Consider the following 21320-nt stretch of genomic DNA (forward strand, 5'->3'; position numbering starts at 1 on the left):
TGGTTACCCTTCTTAAAAGGAACGGGCGTACTGTGCCCGGTTTTTCTTAAGTATAGCTGAAAGGATACCAACAAAGAAGAAATTCACATAGGTGATTGAATAGAGGAGTGTACTTTGTGGAGATATTTGAAGTGGATATACGAATCGAAATCAGAAACGACTTAGACTAGTTCAATTAATGGAAGATTATCGACAGGTTGTTCCTATAGTCAACAAGTATGAACAATAGCACTTCTATATAAACAGCGAAGACATATTAGTAGAAAATTTTACTGTAGTTTTAGTTCTTTTGTGAGAAGATAGAACTTAATGGTAGTTATGACGTTCTAATATTAAAAGCGAGGGGTTGTATTTCATGTATTGGTGCAAAATTGCACGCAATGAGTCTGAATTTGAAGCGATTGCCAAACTAAATTACGACACATTTGTGGAAGAGATTCCTCAACATAAAATGCATCCTAGTGGAAAGCGTACGGATGCTTTTCACCATGAAAATACATATTTAATTGTTTTAAAAGATCATGAACTTGTAGGAATGATTGCACTTAGAGATCAAAGACCTTTTTCATTGGACCATAAAATTGGTTCAGTAGAACATGTACTTCCTGAAGAAGCACTTAACGGAAAACTATGTGAAATACGTTTGTTGTCAGTTAGAAAAGAACACCGCAACGGACGTGTCTTTTTTATGCTAGCACGTGCTCTGGCTGATTATGCTTACGAAAAAGGTTACGGAGCGGCAGTTATCTCAGGAACAGTTCGTGAACTAAAGCTATATAGGCAGCTTGGATTTCTAGCATTTGCTGAAAAGATCGGAAGCGAGGAAGCTTCGTTTGTTCCAATGTTTTTAACGAAACAACGGTATGAACAATCAGTTGCTGCGCGTTTTCAACATAAAAGGTATATATTTTATCCTGGGCCGAATGAATTGACGCCAGAATTGAAAAAAGCATTTCAACACTCGCCCATTTCACACCGTTCGTATCAGTTTTCTGAACGGTTTAAACGGGTGCAGACTCAGTTAGTAACTATGACAGGGGCGTCTCATGTACATTTGCTCGCTGGAAGTGGGACACTTGCAAATGATGCTATGATTGCTCAAATTAGTCGACTTAAATCTAAGGGGTTAGTGTTAATTAATGGTGCGTTTGGAGAACGACTGAAGAGACAAGCATCTAAGATGGGATTGGACTTTGAAATACTAGAAGTAGAGTGGGGGAATCCTTTTGATACATCTATTATTAAATTCCACTTGAATTCGGGCTTATATGGTTGGATTTTACTAGCACATGGTGAAACTTCAACAGGGATGATGAATAGCGTAGACGAAATGATACCAATTTGTAAGGAACAGAAAATTCACTTGTGTTTGGATTGTGTAAGTTCATTTGGAGCAGTTCCTATTTCTATGAAAAATGTGTACTTAGCTACTGGGGTTAGTGGCAAGGCAATTGGAACAATGACGGGTTTGGCAATGGTGTTTGCAAATTATAGTATCGATGAATCTTCTTCCATCCCAACCTACCTGGACTTAGGTCGCCATGCAAAAGGAGGAATTCCGTACACGTATAGTTCGCAGTTATTAGAAAGTCTAGAAATTGCTTTAAAGTCATATGAAAATAACGAGAGATATAACTTATTAAGAGAAAGATACCAAAGGCTTCTGCTAGTCGAGGAGATGGGAGAGTTGGAGTTTTTAACAAAACAAGGCTTTCCGATGATTGTCACGTTTAAGATACAACAAATAAACAAACATTTGGCAGATGATGCAAGACTTTCTGGTTTCGATTTACATTATCAAAGTGCTTATCTGAAAGAAAGACAATGGGTCCAAATGTCTCTTATCCAACCCGATTTTGAAGAATCGTTTGAAAAATTTCAGTTGTGGTTACGTAATTATATAACATATAAAAAGGAAACAGTGAACTCAATTTGAATACTGCCTCTATGTCCCTATATGTTTAACTGGAAATAAGTTTTGGAATTACTTAAGCTCTTTAAAAAATTTTTATTTGTTTAGAAAAGCATAGCTTGCACTATTAGTGGTGCAAGCTATGCTTTTTTAGAATTTGTTCTAGGGTTTGATTAATAAACAGTTTATAAGGAGAGTCAGGCATAGTTGAAATTAGTTTAAATCCAGTTTTAGCTTGGTCAAGAGCCTTGTCCATTTCTCCGAAGTGAGAGTAGCAAAGCGCACGGTAGGCATAAACCTCATATGACATCGATAAATCATAGGGATGATGAAAATAAGAAGGAACTACATAAACTTCAAGCAGTTCTAAAGATTCTTTTATTGACCCCAATCCAAATAAAGCTTTACCTTTTTCTAAGAGGTAATGATTATTGTCGTCTTTCCTCGCTTTACCATTATTAGAATAACTTGCCAACTCTAAAAAAAGTTCAGCACTATCCAACGCCTTTGTATAATCATGTAAAAATGAGTTATAAAAATGTGCATCCAACATTGCTGCAATGGCAGTAGAGGACTTATTTTCAGCAAACTCACCGTACTGTCTAATCTTATTCAAATAATAAATTCGATCTTCTTCATTTTCATTAATAATACTCTGGTAACAGGCTAAACGATACAAGTCGTCAATCCGGTAAAAGATACGTTCTTCCTTAGAAAACTCCATAGCTTCATTCATCTTAAAACGTATTAGTTCATTATTACCAACGGCCGAATACAAAATAAGTTCCGCATACATATAATCTAAAGTGGTCATTGCATCGAGTTTGATTGAAGGGGAATCAAAACGAGCATGTTCTTCCAACGTGATGGCTAATGCTTCCTCATACCTATGTTGATTATATAGAAGCATTCCTTTAAAGAGCGCAAGAGATGCACTTTGATTATATAAGTGCAATTGTTCATAAAGTTCCATTGCATGATTATAGTGAATTTCCCAGTCATCACGATTTAAATGGTATCCGCACCTACAAAAAATCTCAAGCAAACGAGCAGATTCGTAGCTAAGAGTTAGTTTGTCTACAATTGGGCTGATGAGATCGATTATTTGTTTATATTCATCAGTTAATTCAGAGAATTCAACTTTGTAGAGTTTCTCCACTTTTTCTAACACATTTCTTTTCTCCGCTTGGCTGACATCTTCCATTAACTCCGATGATTCAACACCTAATCGTTGAGCGATATAAGATAAACTTTCCATGGAAGGCTGAGCCTTTCCATTTTCAATTAAACTTAACATGCCTTTTGTTAGTTTTTTTCCGGCTAGTGCTTCTAGTGTCAACTTTTGCTCTTTTCGTAAATGTCTAATGCGTAATCCAATTGAATCCATTATTAAATCGCTCCATTTCTAATCAGTTTAATTATATTAAACTTTTACTTGCAAGGGAAGTTTTTTTGTGTTATTATTTGTTTAATTAAATTAAACAAAAGGAGGTTAATCAAATGGAAGCATCATTAAAATTAAAAAAAGCAACACAGCATTTATGGACATTTACTATCAGTAAATTGATTTCCACGTTCGGTGCCAGTGTCTACACGTTCGGTATAAGTTTTTATATTTTATCGTTTACCGGTTCTGCAACTAGTTTTGCGACTAATCTAATTTGCAGCGTTTTGCCCCGTACAATTATCGGGCCTTTTGCTGGGTATGCTGCAGATAAATACTCTAAAAAAATGATTGTCATTGTTGCCCAGATAGCAAGTATACTCGCAATGGGCGGATTAGTGATTGTTACAATGACTTCGGGAATCACATTGACAGCGATATACGTTACAACAGTCATCTTGTCAATTACATCTTCTTTTTCTGGAGTGTCCTTTACTTCAGCCATAGCTAATTTGATTGACGAAGGACGCATTCAAAAAGCAATGTCTTATAACCAAATGTCGATTTCGATTGCCACAATTGGAGGACCTGCAGCTGGGGGGTTGATGTATGGCCTAGTGTCACTTGAAGCTTTCTTGTTAGTTCACCTCGTTGCTTACATCCTTGCAGTTGGGCTTGAAGCGACTATGAATTTCAGATTGTATACGAAAATAATTGAAAGTGCAGTTTCTGAAGTAAAGGAATCCATGCTTCAGAATATGAAAGCCGGAATTACGTATATAAGGAAGCATCAAATCCTGTCTATTGTGATTTGGGTTTCGCTGCTATTGAATTTCTTATTTGCGGCATTCCAAGTTGGTTTTGCGTTCATGCTTATTGATAAACTTGAAATTAAATCGGTACATTTTGGTTTTACAGAAGGTGCTTTTTCAGTTGGCATGCTCCTGATGGCCTTTATTTTATCGATACGAAAGCAATTCCGTTTCCCTTTGCATATATCAAAATGGAGTTTGATCGCTAATAGCATTTTATTTAGTGCAACTACTATTCCGTTATTTGTTCCAATGTCCTATAACATAATGGTTGGCTTTTATTTAACTTTAATGTTGCTATTAGGTTTAACTATAATTTTAATAAACACTCCAATGGGTGTGCTTTTTCAACAAACAATTGACGAAGCATTCAAAGGACGCGTTTTTGGATTACTCGAGACTATTTCAATGGGGTTAATGCCACTGGGTATGGTATTGTTTGGATATCTATTTGATGCATTCTCACCACAATGGATAATGTTATCATGTGGTCTCTTGTTGCTAGCCACTGTTCTTTATTTCTTACGTCCGTCCGTTATTCGTAAAGCACATCCAGAGATTGTAGAAAAATCAAGCGAAACAAACAGTGTATCACCTGCAGTTTTATCTAAGTAAAAAAATCCAGCCTCTCAAATTATGAGGGAGCTGGATTTTCATTTTTTAACGATTGACTAGATTTACGGAATAGTATGATGAGACCTATTGATAAAATAGCCAGCACGCTAGATAATACATAGACCTTGTCCGGTTGAACTGTGAAAATCCATGTAAACAATAGTGGACCAATAATGCGGCCCATATTATCCATAGAATACGTCATGCCAGCTGCAGTGCCGTACATGCCACCAGATTCTTTAGTTGTAAGAGACACTAATACCGTTCTGGCAAGAGCATTGCCTGCTGTAAAGACGCTTAAAGCAAAGCCTGCCCACAATAAGCTACCTGTAAAGAGCAACAACACTAATCCAATCGCTGTCACAACTTGTGCACCTATAATCCACTTCGTTTCTTGGCCATTTTTCACACGACGGACGACACCGCCTTGGACAATAGCATCTACTAAACCACTCGCCATAAATAAATAACCAAGTTGAAGCGGTGTTATGGAAATTTTATTGATTTGAAATAATTGAAATGTGGCTTCTAATCCAGCTAATAAAAAAGTCACCATAAATGAAAACAAGAACAAATAACGAATACGGTATTGCCAAAGTGCTTTAGCACCTTTTGGAACAATTGCACGCTTTCGTGCATCAACTCTAGACTCTGGTTCTTTTAAAATAACACTAGCATATACCACTAACAGAAGAGTCAATATGGCCGAAGCGATAAAAGGAAGTTGCAACGTAATGGTACCAAGTAGTCCCCCAATTGCTGGGCCGAAGATAAAACCAAGACCAATTGACATGCCCAGTAAGCCCATATATTTATTGCGTTCTTCTTCAGTAGTCATGTCTGCTACAAATCCAGTAACAGCAGTGTACAATGCGCCAGAGAAAATCCCGCCAACTATTCGAGATGCATATAACATAGGAAGTACTTCAATAAAAATAGCGAAAAGAACAAAACTCATACTGAAACCTAGCAACCCAATGAGTATTAACCTTTTTCTGCCTGTTCGATCAGATAATGCACCCCATAGTGGTGCGGTAAAGAAGGAAGCTAATGCATATATTGTTAATAAACCGCCAACATGAACTTCGCTATATCCTTGATCCAAGATTACCTCTGGTAAAATAGGAATAATAATTCCAAAACCCAAATAAACAAAAAATTGCACCGACATTAATAACAAAATGGCTTTCTTCATATAAAAAGAACCCGCTTTCTAAACTCAATACATATTGTACATTTTACTCGGTATTAAGTTTTCAAACAACAAGAAATAACTTTTTTAAAAAATCTACTTATAAATTTAAGTATTTTTAATATAGTGTTTGTCTTCTTGGAAACAAGAACCTTTTTTGACAAGTCCATGTATACAATATTACTTAATTGGTTAAACCATATGATGTATGTATAAGTTGTTAAAGGAAAATATGTGAAGTGAAACTCCTGTTAAGATTCATCGCCATCGTTTGGACGGTAAATCTCAAGTATAAAAAACCCCAAACTCATGAAATAAGTTTGGGGAAGCATCCTTTAGAGATGTCTAGGTTCCGAAATTTCATGAAGAGCGTGAGAAGCATCATGTGCCGTTTGGCTTGGAACTGCTAAATCGGCAAGAGCTAGAAAGCCAACAAGTGAATCATTTTTAATCACTGGTAGTCTTCGAATACGGTGTTGAGCCATAATCTCAGCGGCGTCTTCAGATGAAGCTTCCGGACCAACCGAGATTACTTCGTGAGACATAATATCTTTTACAACTCGAGGGCCATTTTCAGCTACCGCTCTAATTACGATATCTCGATCCGTAATCATGCCAATTACCCGTGATCCTTCTACTACGGGCATACATCCAATATCCAATGCACGCATGCTCTGAGCGATTTCAGATAGTAAATCAGTGGGTGTACATGTCACGATATCACGTGACATAATGTCTTTTATTTTCACGCTAACTTAACGCCTCCTTTAATAATAAGTAGTATGGTTTATAATTGTTAGAAATATGTAACATAAATGAAAGAATTAAAAGTGGTAAAACGTGGTATGATAAATCTATAATATTTTACCGATTTACTTGAAACTTTTAGTGAATAAGTACGTTCTATAAACTAGAGGAAAGATAGAGGTGGATTGTATGACGAAAGAAGTTGATTTAAGAAAAACTGTTTCTAATTTATCCAAGTTGGGTGTAACCGTTACGCTAACAAAATCTCGTCTGGAAATGTTAAAAGCACTTGCACTACCTGGTCAAACCCCACAATCCCAAGGCTAGAACCACAATATTACCGGAATAATGGATAGTCGGATCAAAACAATAAAAAGAAGCTAATCACCAATTCATATAGGTGATTAGCTTCTTCATTTAAATAAACTTTCAGGTTGCCTGATTAATCATCAGTAGATCCAAACATATACGTGCGATGATGGTATTTCATGCTGAAGATTAAACCAAGTGCTAGCATATTTCCCATTAAGGAACTTCCTCCATAACTAATAAATGGGAGAGGAATACCTGTAATCGGTAACAGTTGGATGGTCATACCAATGTTTTGGAATACATGGAACGAAATCATGGCTATGATACCAGTACATACATAGGTACTAAAGGAATCTTTTAACTGTAATGTAATTTTGGTTATATGGTATATGAGTAAGAAAAATAAACTAACGACAATACTAGCCCCTATAAATCCATATTCTTCTCCAATAACAGTGAAAATAAAGTCAGTATGGTTTTCAGGCACGTATACTTCTCGGCCTTGATATCCTTTACCAGTGATTTCACCAGATCCAATCGCTGTCATGGCATTTATTAAATTGTAACCTTCTGAAGTGGCGTAGGATTCAGGGTCGAGCCAAGAATAGATACGTCCATTTTGATACGGGTCGAAACCTAACTTTAGTAACGTATCTTGCATATAAACGGCCATCCATAGCAAGGCCCCTCCCAATGCAGCGGTTCCTGCAAAGATTGGTAGGATTAGTTTCCATGTCACACCACCGACAATAATCATAGCCGCAGTGATGGCAAGAAATACTAGAGATGTCCCTAAATCTGGTTGTTGCATGATTAAAAGTAATGGAACGATTGCTGTCAAGATAATCTTTCCTAAAAGAAGGAGATCTGTTTTTATATTTTTAATAATAAATTTTTCATTATGTTTACTAATCATGTTTGCCATTGTTAGTATAAAAAATGTTTTCATAAACTCAGATGGTTGAATGCTGCCGAAAGGTAAATGAAACCAACTTTTCGCTCCACCACGTTTTTCAGCGATTTGTCCTTCACCACCAGGTGCTAAAACGAGTGCGATCAGGAGAACAATACCTAGAGCATAAAGAAGCCAAGACATTTTTTTGTATTGATCTGGCTCAAAAAACATGGTGAACCCTATAATAGCTACCCCTACAAAGTACCAGAATGCTTGGCGAGGGATAAAGTTTATGACATATTGACCAGAAGATTGGGCAGATGAAATAGCAAGTATGCTCACAATGAAAAGAAGTAATATTATAAAAGCCAGAGTCCAGTCGAAACGGTCGGAGAACCCTTTATTATTTTGCATAAGTAGTCACCTAAATTCTATTTTAAAGTTAACTAATTGATTATACCGTAAAAAGCTCGTAAATGCTTGTACGTTTTAGTAGTGACGATGAATAAGCTCAAATGTTTCATTCTTTATAAAGAGGGATTATAATGGAGTAGGGAAACGGAGTGATAATAATGGTGAAAAAGGTACGTGATACTGAAGATTTTCTTCACCACATTTATATACATATGAATGAAACAAATCATTTCGTGATTTTTAGCGGTTTAACGATGCATGAATTTGTTCAATGTATGAAACCATTGCACCACTTAGTATTACTTAAGCATAATTATGAAAACTGTTCTTTTAACATACACACTCAATTAGAATTTGTCATGAATGAAGATATACCCACATTTACAAAAGAGTTCATGGATAAACCGACCGACTTGAGGTGGATTGACTTCAAAGATGAACGTAAATTAAACTTATTAACACCCCAAGAACAAGCAGAATTATTATATATTGGTCATAAAAAAGAACCAGTTCATTCAGCTTTTAATAAGCATCTTCAAAATCAATTTGCCTACTTTTCTAATGAAGATGGAAACATGACGAAAATATACTTCCGTGAAATGAACGAATCACTTGAGCTTGTTGTTAATATCTTAAATCAAGTTCTTCGTGATAAAGAAAGAGGAAATAGTTTTTGGCGTCGTAAACAAAAAGAACGATATCCAGAACTAACCATGGATCAACTCATTTCTCGCAAAACTTTGCTAAAAGAAGGTGTTCTTCTTTCACTATTTAAAGTTGAAAAGTCCAAAACTGCATACGATTTAGAATTTCGCTTTTTACCGGAATCGATATACCCAGATGAAATATGGGATGAATTATCTACAATTATGAAACAAGAAGCAGATGAAACACTCCGATTTTAAAACAATCCCTTGCCGTGGTTCTGCAAAGGATTGTTTTTTTAATTTAGTTTCATAGGAAAAGAAAGTTAATGATAAAATAGAATAACAAATAGGTGGAGGTTATTAAATGAAAAAAAGAATTGGATTATTATACGGTGGTAAATCTGCAGAACATGAAGTGTCTTTATCAACAGCTCGTGCAGTGACACAAGCGCTAAATTTTGATGAATATGATGTGTACCCAATTTATATTACACAAGAGGGAGAATGGCGAAAGGGTGTGCAATTGTTGGCGCCAGTTGAAACGATTGAACAATTACAATTCAGTAATCCTTCAAATCAAAATTTACCAAATAATATTTCAAGCTTTCTATCAACATCTGATCAAGAAACTGAGGAAAACTCAATAGATGTTATTTTCCCGCTACTGCATGGACCAAACGGCGAAGATGGAACAGTACAAGGATTGCTTGAAGTCTTAAACATCCCATACATCGGGAATGGTGTGCTAGCTTCTTCAGCAGGAATGGATAAAGTGGTGATGAAACAGCTTTTTGCCATAGCTGGATTGAAACAAGTGCCCTTCGTATATTTCATTCGCAAAGAATGGCAACAAGACCAGAAATACTGGCTAGGAAAGATTGAAGCAGACCTTCTTTGGCCTGTATTTGTTAAACCCGCAAACCTGGGTTCAAGTGTAGGTATTAGTAAAGCATCTAACAGTAAAGAATTGATTGAAGCGATCGAGTTTGCGTTAAAATATGACCGAAAAATTATTGTTGAACAAGGCATTAAAGCACGAGAAATTGAAATGGGTGTACTCGGTAATGATACCCCGAAATGTTCAGTGCCAGGTGAAATCAAGCCGTTAAAAGAATTTTATGATTACCAAGCAAAATATATAGATGGAAGCACTGCGATGATTATCCCAGCGGAAGTTTCACAAGAAGTGGAAGCTGAATTAATAGATAATGCAATAAAAGCATTTAAAGTGTTGGATTGTTCAGGACTTGTTCGAGCAGACTTCTTTGTAACGGATGGAGATGAAGTTGTTATTAATGAAGTCAATACTCTACCTGGTTTTACTCCAACTAGCATGTTTCCATTGTTGTGGCAGCATACGGGTATTAAATATTCGGATTTAATAGATCAGCTTATCGAATTAGCTATAGAACGTCATGCAGAAAAACAACAACTAAATTATACAATGGATTGAGTGTGAAGATTTATGAAAAAACCATTAAGTAAAATCGCACAATGGCTACACATAGATTCAGTAGAAATATCAAATATACTGGTAAGTGGTGTCTCTATAAATACAAGAACCATTCAACCTGGAGATTTATTTATCCCTTTTAAAGGAGAAAAAGTGAATGGCCACAAATATGTCGCACAAGCTTTTGAAAAAGGTGCTGCAGCAGCTCTTTGGCAAAAAGATGAACCTAATCCTCCACTAAATGTTCCACTACTTTTTGTTGAAGACAGTGAAAAAGCATTGCAACAAATGGCTCGTGCGTATAGAAAAGAACATCAAGCAACGTTCATTGGAATTACAGGCTCTAATGGTAAGACTTCAACGAAAGATTTGGTAGCGGGAGTTCTTTCTCCTTATTTCCGTGTTCAGAAAACAATTGGTAACTTTAATAATAACCTGGGTTTGCCCATTACTATTTTGTCTTTAGATGAAGACACAGAATTTGCCGTACTTGAAATGGGAATGAGTGGCTATGGAGAAATAGAATTTTTATCTACTTTGGCAAAACCTCACTACGTTGTGATTACAAATATCGGGGAAGCACATATGCAAGATTTAGGGTCACGAGAAGGGATTGCCAAGGCAAAGTTAGAAATTGTTGTGGGATTAAATAGTGAAGGTTATTTATTATTTGATGGAGATGAACCATTACTACATCCATTAATTAAACAACTGAGTCCTGCTATTAAAACGATTGCATTTGGTACTAATTTTTCAAATGATGTTTATGTACATTCTATTGAAGCGACTGAAAATGGTAGTGAATTTGATGTAAATGGCTTTATACAAGACCATTTTATGATTCCTGTTTTAGGCAAGCATCAAGTTAAAAATGCATTAGTTGCGATATTAATTGCACAAAAAGCTGGCCTGACAAATAACCAAATTCAAGATTCTTTAAAAAACGTGTCACTTACCGATATGCGAATGCAAGTCATCCCAGCGAAAAATGGGTCGATATATATTAACGATGCTTATAACGCTGCACCTACATCAATGAAGGCTGCAATTGATTTTATTTGTGAAACAACTATTCGACCAGAAAAATGGCTTGTACTAGGAGATATGTTAGAACTAGGAGATGAAGAAAAAGCTTATCATGAAGGATTGGCTGAATACATTTCTCCAAAGGACATCACGGGAGTCTGTTTGTATGGACCGCGAATGAAATGGTTATATATAAAGCTACAACATGTATTTGCTAATACACATGTAATTTGGTCAGAACAAGACTACGAATCGATACGTAATACATTAAATACTTATGTTACTTCAAACTCCATCGTATTAGTAAAAGGTTCACGTGGGATGGAATTAGAGAATCTTATTGAATGAGTTATGGGGAAATCCTGAATAAGATAATTAAGAGGTAATTTTTTAAAGCTATTTGAAAATTCCTTAAAATTATACTTTTAACAAGTAACTTGTTGAAGATTCGATAAAATATAGAAAGGTTTCCATCCTTACAACTACTAATGGAGGTGTAATCGTGAAAACAGGTATTTTATGTATTCATGGATTCACTGGAGGTCCGTATGAAATTGAACCTTTTGTGCAATATATAAAGGAGAAAACGGATTGGATTGTTAGAGTACCCACATTACCTGGACATGGGCCAAGGTTATCTTTAACTGAATTTACAGCAGAAAACTGGATGATGGAACCTGAGCAAGCCTTAAGGTTATTACAAAAACAAGTTGATCGAGTAGTAATTGTCGGTTTTTCAATGGGTGGGCTAATTGCACTGTATTTGTCGCTACGTTATAAAATTAATCGCTTAGTTTTGCTTAGTACGGCTGTAAAGTATATTAGTGCTGTACAACTGTTAGAAGATGTAAAAGGTATTATGGCCGATGCAGTAAATGGGAAAATCTCAACCAACACGTTTTATCATTTGTATGAATACAAATTAACAAACACTCCACTGCGAGCCACTATCGAATTTTTACGTATCGTCAAAATGGTGTGGAGCCATACTACAATTCCATTAAAGTTCCTGTGTGTATCGTGCAAGGTCAAAAAGATGGCATAGTGCCTTTTGCCGCTGCTCAGTATTTGTATGATTCTCTAGGTTCAGACGAAAAACATTTGATTGTATCTCCAATTGGCAAGCATCACATTTGTTATAGCGAAGATTTCGACGAGTGGTATGTTGAAGTGTTAAAATTTTTACAAATTAGCGAATAAAACTAATTATTATGACTGTAGCTGAATAATTGCATATCATCTTCAAACATGTTAAATTATTAAAAGCAATGGATACATTTTGTGTAAAGACTCTTCGTATCAGGAAGAGGTCTTTTTTTTGAACATAACGGTTTGTTCAATTTTTTAGGGTAGGATGTTTAGTTTCAAACATCAAAGCTGTGAACTTTATTAATAGCCCTGTTCAATGAACGTTAAATGGGCGACCTACAAGTCACAAGAGACAGCGTGATACATTACGCTTTGAAACATGCTCCCAAATGACCGAACCGCTCGGCAAACACCGGGCTTTCCTTTAAATATTAGTCGACTCTGATAACACAGAGAATTTTAAGTAACGGGAACGTTCCTCGTATAGGCTCGAATTTGCCGCAACTTCAATATGAAAGTGTAACCATTTGTCAAATGAAAGAAAAAGGAGATTAAATTTTGACAAATTTTACAGAACTAAATATCAGCGAATCAACATTAAAAGCAGTTAAACGTATGGGGTTTGAAGAAGCAACACCAATCCAAGAAGGTACAATTAAATTCGGACTTGAAGGCCGAGATATCATCGGGCAAGCTCAAACAGGAACTGGTAAAACAGCTGCGTTTGGTATTCCTTTGATTGAAAAAATTGACCCGAAAAACTCAAATATTCAAGGTCTAATTATTGCGCCAACTCGCGAATTAGCAATTCAAGTTTCAGAAGAAATTTACAAATTGGGTCAAGATAAGCGTGTGAAAATTCTATCTGTTTATGGTGGACAAGAAATTGGACGTCAAATCCGAGCTTTGAAAAATAATCCACATGTAATTGTTGGGACACCTGGTCGCCTTTTAGATCATATTAACCGTCGCACACTAAAACTTGATAACGTTCAAACGCTTATACTAGACGAAGCAGATGAAATGTTAAATATGGGATTCATCGAAGATATCACTAAAATTTTGGAAAGTGTTCCTGAAGGTCGTCAAACACTATTATTTTCAGCAACAATGCCAACAGCAATTCGTAAAATTGCAGAGAAGTTCATGAAAAACCCAGAGGTTGTTAAAATTCAGTCAAAAGAAATGACAGTAGAAAATATTGAGCAATTTTACGTTAAATCACAAGAACGTGAAAAATTTGATATTCTAACTCGCGTTCTTAACGTTCATCAACCTGAACTTGCAATCATTTTTGGACGAACTAAACGCCGTGTAGATGAATTGTCACATGCACTTAGCATCCGTGGCTATATCGCTGAAGGTATTCATGGTGATTTAAGTCAATCAAAACGTATGTCCGTGTTGAAACAATTTAAAGAAAACAAAATTGACATCCTAGTTGCAACAGATGTTGCGGCACGTGGACTTGATATTACAGGCGTAACACATGTTTATAACTATGATATTCCACAAGATCCTGAAAGCTATGTACACCGTATTGGACGTACAGGCCGTGCAGGTAAGAGTGGTGTGGCAGTAACTTTTGTTACTCCTCGTGAAATGGGATATTTACGAATTGTTGAAGATACAACTAAAAAACGTATGTCTCCACTTCGTCCTCCTACTTCTGATGAGGCTCTAATTGGTCAACAACGTTTAGCTGTTGAGACACTTGGAGAAATGGTAGATAAAAACAATATTGGTGATTACCGCGTATTTGCAACGGAATTACTTGAAAAATATGAAGCGATTGATGTTGTCGCTGCTGCATTAAAATCAATTACACGTGAACCAAATGATACGCCAATATCTATTTCTGAAGAACGCCCATTACCATCTCGTAAAGAGGGTGGCGGTAGAAGTGGTGGCGGTGGCGGCTATAAAGGAAACAATCGTAGTAGTGGTGGAGGACGCCCTTCATCTTCTGCTGGTCGTAGTGGAGACCGAAGCGGTGCTCGTCGTACTAGCAGCACTCGTGAAGGTGGATCATCTTCTCGTGAAGGTTCTTCAAGCCGCGGTGGACGTCCACGTACATCTACTCGTCGCGAAAGCTAATAAATATCAAAAATATCACAGTCCTTGGACTGTGATATTTTTTTTTAGACTAATTTTCCTGTAAGGTTATACTAAAGGAGAAGGAAGGTGTTCAAATGAGAAAAGAACCGATTAATCAGATCTCACCGAAAGGCTTAAAAGTATGGCGTTTGTATGGTGTAATGCAATCAGCAATTGTATTATTACTGATGATTGTTGCAGGCGTTCTTAGTTGGTGGTTAGAAGGTCCTTGGTGGATTGTAATTATTTTAATATTGTTTCAGCTATTATATACATATTTATTTGTTTACTTATTCCCGAAATTGCGTTGGTTGCGATGGCGTTATGAAGTGCGTGAACAAGAGATTGAACTTCAACACGGGATTTTCATCGTTAAAAGAACCCTTGTACCAATGGTTCGAGTACAACATGTAGACACACAACAAGGCCCAATTTTGAGGAAATATGATTTAGCATCTATTACTATTTCAACTGCTGCAACAAATCATACGATTCCAGCACTTATCACAGGTGAAGCCGATGAGTTAAGAAGTCGTATATCGACACTTGCAAGGGTGGCAGAAGATGATGTCTAAAGAACGCTACCAACTTCACCCGATTGCTGCGGTAGTTAATTTTATCAAAGGTTTAAAAGATCTAATATTTCCTTTTATTATCATTTTTGTAGCGAATGGATTTCAAGGTGGATCTGCTTCTCCTGGTCATTGGACCAGTTACATACCCTATATAATTGGAACTGTAATTTTGGCCTTCGTTTTAATAAGTGGAATTATTAAGTGGAAACGTTTTGTTTATTGGTTTAATGAAGATGAACTATGTATAGAATACGGTTTATTTGTTAAAAAGAAGAGATATATTCCTTTTGAACGAATTCAAAGTTTGAATTATACAGAAGGTTTGTTACACCGCCCTTTTAAACTTGTGAAAATAACCATTGAAACAGCTGGTTCAGGTGCATCAACAGAAGCAGAAGCAGAATTGATAGCTATAACGAGAGACGCTGCTAAGCAAATTGAAACCGAAATAGCCAGTGCTCAAAAACGAAAATCACTCAAAACTTCAGACATAGCAGCTATTGATGAGCACACGGTTGAAGAACAGATTAAAAGTATCCCGATTTTTAGGATGACTATGAAAGATTTACTCATACTTGCGACTACTTCAGGTGGAATAGGAGTCGTGTTATCCGGACTTGTTGTCTTTTTGACGCAGTTTTCCGAACTAATCCCATACGAGCAAATCTATGATGAAGTAGTCGTATTTTTGAAGTTTGGATTTTTCTTGGTTGTAATTACTATTTTTGCGTTTGTACTAGTTGGTTGGATTATATCGGTCATTTTGACTACACTAAATTATTACCAATTTACGATCGTTCAAGAAGAAGACCAAATTGTTTTGACTCGAGGGTTACTTGAGAAGAAAAAAGTGACAATACCCATAAGTCGTGTTCAAGGTATTCGTATCATTGAGAGCCCATTTCGACAAATGTTTGGCTATTGTACAGTAATAGTTGAAAGTGCTGGAGGGTCAATGGAAGATCAAGATAAAAAAATTCGTTTGTTTCCACTTATAAAGAAAAAGAAAATAAAAGAACCACTCAATAAGTTGTTTTCTGATTTCGATTTTGAACCCAAATGGACTACTGCACCAAAGAACGCAAAGCCATTTTATTATCGTCTTGATTTTCTGTGGGTGATTCCAGTTATGGTTGGTGTTAGTTATTTCTACTATCCATACGGTTTGTTATCCATGCTATTAATCCCAATTATTCTTTTGCTTGGTTTGTGGCAACATGGTGCGGCAGGGCTTGCCTTAACACGAAATCAATTGTCGATTCGATACAGGGGTATTAATAAATACACATTTTTCATTGAAAAAAAGCGGATGCAATCACTTGAAATGAAACAAAGCCCTTTCCAAAAAAGAAAAGCTCTAGCATCTATTGAAACTACAATAAAATCGGGAATACTTGGGGCAACGGTAAAAGTTGAACACTTAAAAGAAGAAGATATCGAAGCCGTAATGACTTGGTATGAACCTATTAAAATAACAACAGAAAAAGGACACCCTGAGTAAAGGGTGTCCAAAGTTTTATCTTTTACTAATTAAACCTTAAGCCTTCCTAAGTTTGGGTTTAAAATAAACCAATCCAAATAAGAAACCGACGATTAACCCTGTTAAATGGGCAGTAATATTAATATTAGGAGATAAGAATGTCATTACTATACTAATAATAATGATGGGTATAATAATCTGGCGTAGTTGAGGCAGTGCATTTTTTGTATAATACACAATTGCACCAAAAGCACCTAAAATTCCGTATATAGCTCCACTTGCCCCAACGTGTACATAGTTAGCGTCTTGTAACAGGTAAGTTGCCACAATACCAATTAAACCGGAAAGAAAATAAATTGTAAGAAAACGGACTTTTCCTGCAAGTTTTTCAAGTTCTGGTCCAAATAAAAATAACGAAAACATATTAAACAATAAATGAACTAAACCAGCATGTAAAAACATTGGTGTAATCAAACGCCACCACTGACCATCACCTAATAAATAATTTGATCCCGCCCCAAGATTAAAAATAAGACTTCCAACGAAAGGAACCATGGAGACGAGAAAAATAATAACGTTGATTGCTATTATTGTGGAAACGACTGGATAAAACTTAGTGTATTGTGAAAAATTTTCTGTACGACTAAACATGAGTTCACCTCTAATTTGTATGAAGTTATTATACCGTAAATAAGTAGTTGTTTAAAAGGAGAGTCTTTCATGATTCAGGGAATCGGATTAGATGTGATAGAAATTGAAAGAATAATGCTAGCCCATAAGCGTACCTCAAAATTTAAAGAACGTATTTTAACGACTCGTGAAATGAAGAAGTATGAGATGCTCAAAGAGGCAAGACAACTCGAATTTTTAGCTGGACGATTTGCTGCCAAAGAAGCGTTTGCTAAAGCACTAGGAACGGGAATTGGTAAAGAATGTAGTTTTAAAGATATTGAAGTTTTGCCAAACGAACTTGGGAAACCTATTCTATATTTTAAGGGCCAAGCAGTAAATGGTCATGTAAGCATCACACATACAAAACAAATTGCATCAGCCCAAGTAATATTGGTTGAATAATCTTTGTCCCTCTTTCATAAGATGTTTTAACGGACCGATATGAGAAGGGGTGGATCAATTGCGTAACCGTGTATATGCAGGATTAATTTTAGTGGTGATGCTTTTATTGACAGGTTGTGGCGCAGAGTCGAAAGAAGATGTGTTAAAGGATTTGAGTAGTAAGTGGGTTGAAACAAAAGGTTATGAGTTAGATGCGAAGATGAAAATTAGTACTGGATCAGAGCCTCGGCTTTACGAAGTAACCGTGTGGCACACAAAACCAGATTTTTACCGTGTTAAAGTTAGTCAAGAAGGAGAAGATGTATCACAGACCATAGTACGAAATAAAGAGGGTGTATTTGTTATTACACCAACACTAGGGAAGACTTATAAATTCCAAAGTGACTGGCCAGAAAAAAATAGTCAAGCCTATTTAATTGGATCTCTGGCACAAGATATTGAAGCAGATAAAGATTCAGTTATGACTGAAAATAAAGAGTCGTATATTTTCGAAACCAAAACAAGAAATAGTCATCAAAAAATGTTGCCGACTCAACAGATCCATATTAGTAAGAAAACGTTACTTCCAATTAAAGTCGTTATTTTAAATGACCAAAAAGAAGAGCAAATTTTGATCTCTTTTGATAAGATTACTTTAGGAACTTCAAGAAATGCAGCCGATTATAAAGCTGATATACCGTCTAATGAAACTAATGAAAACGAAACAGCAGCCACAGATGAAAAGTTAGCAGTTTTTCAAACACATTATCCTGATCTACAATGGGAAGGTGTAAATAAGATTGAAGAAAAAGTGATCAAAGATGACACGCAAGAACGTGTAATTTTAACATATGGTGGAAACAAAGAGTTTACTATCATACAGTCACCGATCACAAAAAACCCTGCAGATTTAGTTCCGGTATTTGCAGCTGGTGATCCTGCAGATTTAGGATTTGCAATTGGTGCAATTACAGATCAATCAATTAGTTGGGAACAAAACGGTGTGGAATTCTTCTTAGCAACCAAAACTATGTCACGTGATGAAATGATATCAGTAGCTTCATCAATGCAAGCAAGCGATATGAAATAAGTAGCCAAAACTAATTTTCGTACTTTAAATGAGGAATGTATATGCAGCCAAATAATTTTTATCGACCAACATTTGCACAAGTTGATTTGAATTCGATTAAAGTGAACATACTAAATCTGAAGAAACATATCAGTAGTTTCGTTGACGTGATTGCAGTAGTCAAAGCAAATGCTTATGGGCATGGTGACCTTGAAGTATCAAAGGCCGCACTAGAAACTGGGGTAAGGATGCTAGCTGTTGCTACACCGGACGAGGCGATTCGATTGCGTACCAATGGAATTGAATCCCCTATCTTGGTGCTTGGATATTCCCCCCCTTCTTTTGCTGTTGTGGCAAGCGAAAACGATATTACGTTAACCGTATTTCAAGAAGAGTGGTTTCTTCATATTCAACCCTTACCAAGAAACCTAAATGTCCATATCAAAATTGATACAGGCATGGGTAGGTTAGGCGTTATAACGGAATTACAATTAAAAACTCTCATTCAAACCATTAGTAAAAGATCAGATGTAAAGATTGATGGTGTCTTTACCCATTTTGCCACGGCTGATGAAGAAGACGTTATTCAGTTCACAAGTCAACTGGATAAGTTCAAACGGATGTTGCAACTTTTTCCTGAGAGACCTAGGTGCATACATACTGCGAATAGTGCAGCTGCTCTGATACATGCGGAATCTTTATTTGATGCAGTTCGGTTTGGTATTTCTATGTATGGATTATCACCATCAGCATTTGTAAGTAGAGAACTTCCTTTCCAACTAATGCAAGCTATGACTTTGCATACAGAAGTTGTTCACATTAAAAATGTATTGGCTGGATCAACCATTAGTTATGGAGCTACTTATACGGTTAGTAAAGATGAATGGATAGCTACCCTTCCGATAGGATATGCGGACGGTATGCTAAGAGGACTAGCTGGGCAAGAAGTGTTAATTCAAGGAAAGAGAATGCCGATTATCGGCAGAATATGTATGGATCAATGCATGATACGTTTAGATAGACCAGTTAACATTGGGGAACCAGTTATATTAATTGGAAGACAGGGAAACGAAGAAATTACTATTGAAGATTGGGCACAAAAATTACACACAATTTCGTATGAAGTCCCTTGTATACTTACACAGCGAGTACCAAGGAAATACACACACACTCTAGTATTCGACATAAACCGACCAAACTAATAATATTGTCAGATATTTTCCTTCTTTGTCTTCTCAATGCATGTTTTGCGTGTTAAGATAGAAAAGTATCGAAAAGAGGGACGGGTTTGTCGGAGGTGTTTACTGTGAATGAAAAGAGAGAAACAAAGGAAGTTATAGTGAAACTTCCAAAACAATTTGTGAGCGATCTTAATAGACAGAAAGAGCAACAACTGGCAACGTCAGAAAAGTTTGTTTATAATTCGACAAAAAAAATGATTAAACATCTTCAACCAAATCTTATACGAGAAGCTATGATGAAAGGCTACGTAGAGATGTCGCACATTAACTTATCCATTGCAAGTGAATGTTTGCACTTGGAATACGAAGCGGAGCATACTGTGGAGCGTCTCGTAAGCGGAGGATGAAAATTTGAACGTAAAACGCGGTGACGTTTTTTTTGCTGACTTATCACCAGTGGTCGGGTCCGAACAAGGTGGAACTCGACCCGTTTTGGTGATTCAAAACGATATCGGAAATCGTTTCAGCCCAACAGTCATCATTGCGGCTATCACGGCGCAAATTCAAAAAGCAAAACTACCAACTCATGTAGAAATCAATGGGAAAAAGTATGGATTTGAACGGGATTCCGTTATTTTGCTAGAACAATTGCGCACTATTGATAAATCGCGGCTGACGGATAAAATAACGCAGCTTGATGATGTTCTGATGGAAGAAGTAGATGAGGCGCTTGAAATAAGTCTTGGACTTCTTAAATTCTAATAATACATAATTAAAAAACTTCGTGCGGGCCTTTTCCGTACGAAGTTTTTTTGAAAAGTATATAAATTTAGCGTGCCACTGCTGAAAAAGCATTAGCTGAAGGTCCCGTAAGAACGCAGTGACGAGGAGACTGAAGCCATGCCCGCGAAAAGCGTCCACCGTAGCGAAAATAAACGGATTTCTATGGTTACTCTTGCTTAAAGGACCGGGCGTACTTTGCCCGGTTTTTCTTACAAGATAAGAAAGTATATGACTATAGAGTGCCAAGAACCCAGTGTTCATCGTTGATGTGACTCTCGTAATTCGATTAATAAGAAGTCGTGATTTACTTTTATAGAAATGGAAGTTTCCTCTCAGTCAAAGTGAATTTGTTCATCTAATTATAGAGTTTCCTAACTAAATAATTGAAAAAGAAGGTTTTCCAAGCTAACAACTAGAATAGGGACGTCTGTATCAGTAAGTATATGCATTTCTCATTGGAATATAATGGTTATTACTTGCTGGGTGAGCGGAAAGTAATGTTGAGTGAGCGGAAAACAGTTCTGAGTGAGCGGAAAGATGATCTGAGTGAGCGGAAATCTTATTTGAGTGAGCGAAAAGATCTA

The 21320-nt window shown here is 36.4% G+C and carries 21 protein-coding genes; 16 read left to right on the forward strand and 5 right to left on the reverse strand.

What is annotated here, in order from left to right:
* The first annotated feature begins 355 nt into the window (after positions 1-355).
* Entirely contained in the window at positions 356-1936 is a 1581-nt protein-coding gene (locus B371_RS0112150) for a GNAT family N-acetyltransferase (RefSeq protein ID WP_019414593.1), read from the forward strand.
* A gap of 103 nt (positions 1937-2039) precedes the next feature.
* Here the strand turns inward: B371_RS0112150 and B371_RS0112155 are convergent, their stop codons facing one another.
* Positions 2040-3299 (reverse strand): helix-turn-helix domain-containing protein, encoded by a 1260-nt coding sequence (locus tag B371_RS0112155; RefSeq protein WP_019414594.1) that lies wholly within the window; start codon positions 3297-3299, stop codon positions 2040-2042.
* A 113-nt stretch (positions 3300-3412) separates the two neighbouring features.
* Here B371_RS0112155 and B371_RS0112160 point away from each other — a divergent pair, with 113 nt between their 5' ends.
* On the forward strand, positions 3413-4723 hold the full coding sequence (locus B371_RS0112160; RefSeq protein ID WP_019414595.1) for an MFS transporter: 1311 nt from the start codon (positions 3413-3415) through the stop codon (positions 4721-4723).
* 19 nt (positions 4724-4742) lie between these two features.
* On the opposite strand, the gene B371_RS0112165 is transcribed toward B371_RS0112160, so the two are convergent.
* Both B371_RS0112165 and B371_RS0112170 read right to left on the reverse strand, forming a co-directional pair.
* Complete coding sequence (locus B371_RS0112165; RefSeq protein WP_019414596.1) at positions 4743-5918, reverse strand: MFS transporter; 1176 nt, start codon at positions 5916-5918, stop codon at positions 4743-4745.
* Between the two features lie 332 nt (positions 5919-6250).
* Positions 6251-6664: a CBS domain-containing protein gene (locus tag B371_RS0112170; RefSeq protein WP_019414597.1), complete on the reverse strand. Its 414-nt coding sequence runs from the start codon at positions 6662-6664 to the stop codon at positions 6251-6253.
* 187 nt (positions 6665-6851) lie between these two features.
* Between B371_RS0112170 and B371_RS23790 the strand changes: the two genes are divergently transcribed.
* The gene (locus B371_RS23790) at positions 6852-6989 is read left to right on the forward strand and encodes an Lmo0850 family protein (protein ID WP_019414598.1); all 138 of its coding nucleotides are present in this window, start codon (positions 6852-6854) and stop codon (positions 6987-6989) included.
* A gap of 115 nt (positions 6990-7104) precedes the next feature.
* Here B371_RS23790 and B371_RS0112180 read toward each other — a convergent pair whose 3' ends face one another.
* The gene (locus tag B371_RS0112180) at positions 7105-8283 is read right to left on the reverse strand and encodes an FtsW/RodA/SpoVE family cell cycle protein (protein WP_019414599.1); all 1179 of its coding nucleotides are present in this window, start codon (positions 8281-8283) and stop codon (positions 7105-7107) included.
* 158 nt (positions 8284-8441) lie between these two features.
* Between B371_RS0112180 and B371_RS0112185 the strand changes: the two genes are divergently transcribed.
* From B371_RS0112185 to B371_RS0112215, 8 genes are all read left to right on the forward strand, one after another.
* A complete protein-coding gene (locus B371_RS0112185; RefSeq protein WP_019414600.1) occupies positions 8442-9188 on the forward strand; it encodes a hypothetical protein in 747 nt (248 codons plus the stop codon).
* 106 nt (positions 9189-9294) lie between these two features.
* Positions 9295-10383 carry a D-alanine--D-alanine ligase gene (locus B371_RS0112190; RefSeq protein WP_019414601.1) on the forward strand — a complete coding sequence of 363 codons (1089 nt, stop codon included), beginning with the start codon at positions 9295-9297 and terminating at the stop codon, positions 10381-10383.
* 12 nt (positions 10384-10395) lie between these two features.
* The gene (gene murF / locus B371_RS0112195; RefSeq protein ID WP_019414602.1) at positions 10396-11757 is read left to right on the forward strand and encodes a UDP-N-acetylmuramoyl-tripeptide--D-alanyl-D-alanine ligase; all 1362 of its coding nucleotides are present in this window, start codon (positions 10396-10398) and stop codon (positions 11755-11757) included.
* A gap of 154 nt (positions 11758-11911) precedes the next feature.
* Positions 11912-12454, forward strand: a complete 543-nt coding sequence (locus tag B371_RS21750) for an alpha/beta hydrolase (RefSeq protein ID WP_369751104.1) — start codon at positions 11912-11914, stop codon at positions 12452-12454.
* Positions 12430-12609 (forward strand): hypothetical protein, encoded by a 180-nt coding sequence (locus B371_RS24485; protein ID WP_369751105.1) that lies wholly within the window; start codon positions 12430-12432, stop codon positions 12607-12609. The genes B371_RS21750 and B371_RS24485 overlap by 25 nt, the downstream gene beginning before the upstream one ends.
* A 447-nt stretch (positions 12610-13056) precedes the next feature.
* Positions 13057-14595, forward strand: a complete 1539-nt coding sequence (locus tag B371_RS0112205) for a DEAD/DEAH box helicase (RefSeq protein ID WP_019414603.1) — start codon at positions 13057-13059, stop codon at positions 14593-14595.
* Positions 14596-14690: 95 nt separating this feature from the next.
* On the forward strand, positions 14691-15170 hold the full coding sequence (locus tag B371_RS0112210) for a PH domain-containing protein (protein ID WP_019414604.1): 480 nt from the start codon (positions 14691-14693) through the stop codon (positions 15168-15170).
* Positions 15163-16671: a PH domain-containing protein gene (locus B371_RS0112215; RefSeq protein ID WP_026023046.1), complete on the forward strand. Its 1509-nt coding sequence runs from the start codon at positions 15163-15165 to the stop codon at positions 16669-16671. Before B371_RS0112210 ends, B371_RS0112215 begins: the two co-directional genes overlap by 8 nt.
* 36 nt (positions 16672-16707) lie before the next feature.
* On the opposite strand, the gene B371_RS0112220 is transcribed toward B371_RS0112215, so the two are convergent.
* Complete coding sequence (locus B371_RS0112220; protein WP_019414606.1) at positions 16708-17301, reverse strand: rhomboid family intramembrane serine protease; 594 nt, start codon at positions 17299-17301, stop codon at positions 16708-16710.
* 69 nt (positions 17302-17370) lie between these two features.
* Between B371_RS0112220 and acpS the strand changes: the two genes are divergently transcribed.
* The 5 genes from acpS to B371_RS0112245 all read left to right on the forward strand — a co-directional run bounded on the left by acpS (position 17371) and on the right by B371_RS0112245 (position 20715).
* The gene (gene acpS / locus B371_RS0112225) at positions 17371-17724 is read left to right on the forward strand and encodes a holo-ACP synthase (RefSeq protein WP_019414607.1); all 354 of its coding nucleotides are present in this window, start codon (positions 17371-17373) and stop codon (positions 17722-17724) included.
* 58 nt (positions 17725-17782) lie between these two features.
* Positions 17783-18793 carry an outer membrane lipoprotein carrier protein LolA gene (locus B371_RS0112230; protein ID WP_019414608.1) on the forward strand — a complete coding sequence of 337 codons (1011 nt, stop codon included), beginning with the start codon at positions 17783-17785 and terminating at the stop codon, positions 18791-18793.
* Positions 18794-18834: 41 nt separating this feature from the next.
* On the forward strand, positions 18835-19974 hold the full coding sequence (alr, locus tag B371_RS0112235) for an alanine racemase (RefSeq protein WP_019414609.1): 1140 nt from the start codon (positions 18835-18837) through the stop codon (positions 19972-19974).
* Positions 19975-20078: 104 nt separating this feature from the next.
* Complete coding sequence (locus B371_RS0112240) at positions 20079-20360, forward strand: hypothetical protein (protein ID WP_019414610.1); 282 nt, start codon at positions 20079-20081, stop codon at positions 20358-20360.
* A gap of 4 nt (positions 20361-20364) precedes the next feature.
* Positions 20365-20715, forward strand: coding sequence for a type II toxin-antitoxin system PemK/MazF family toxin (locus tag B371_RS0112245; RefSeq protein WP_019414611.1), 351 nt, complete (start codon positions 20365-20367; stop codon positions 20713-20715).
* Positions 20716-21320: the final 605 nt, after the last annotated feature.

This window comes from Paenisporosarcina sp. TG20 (assembly GCF_000286315.1).
GTDB lineage: Bacteria > Bacillota > Bacilli > Bacillales_A > Planococcaceae > Paenisporosarcina.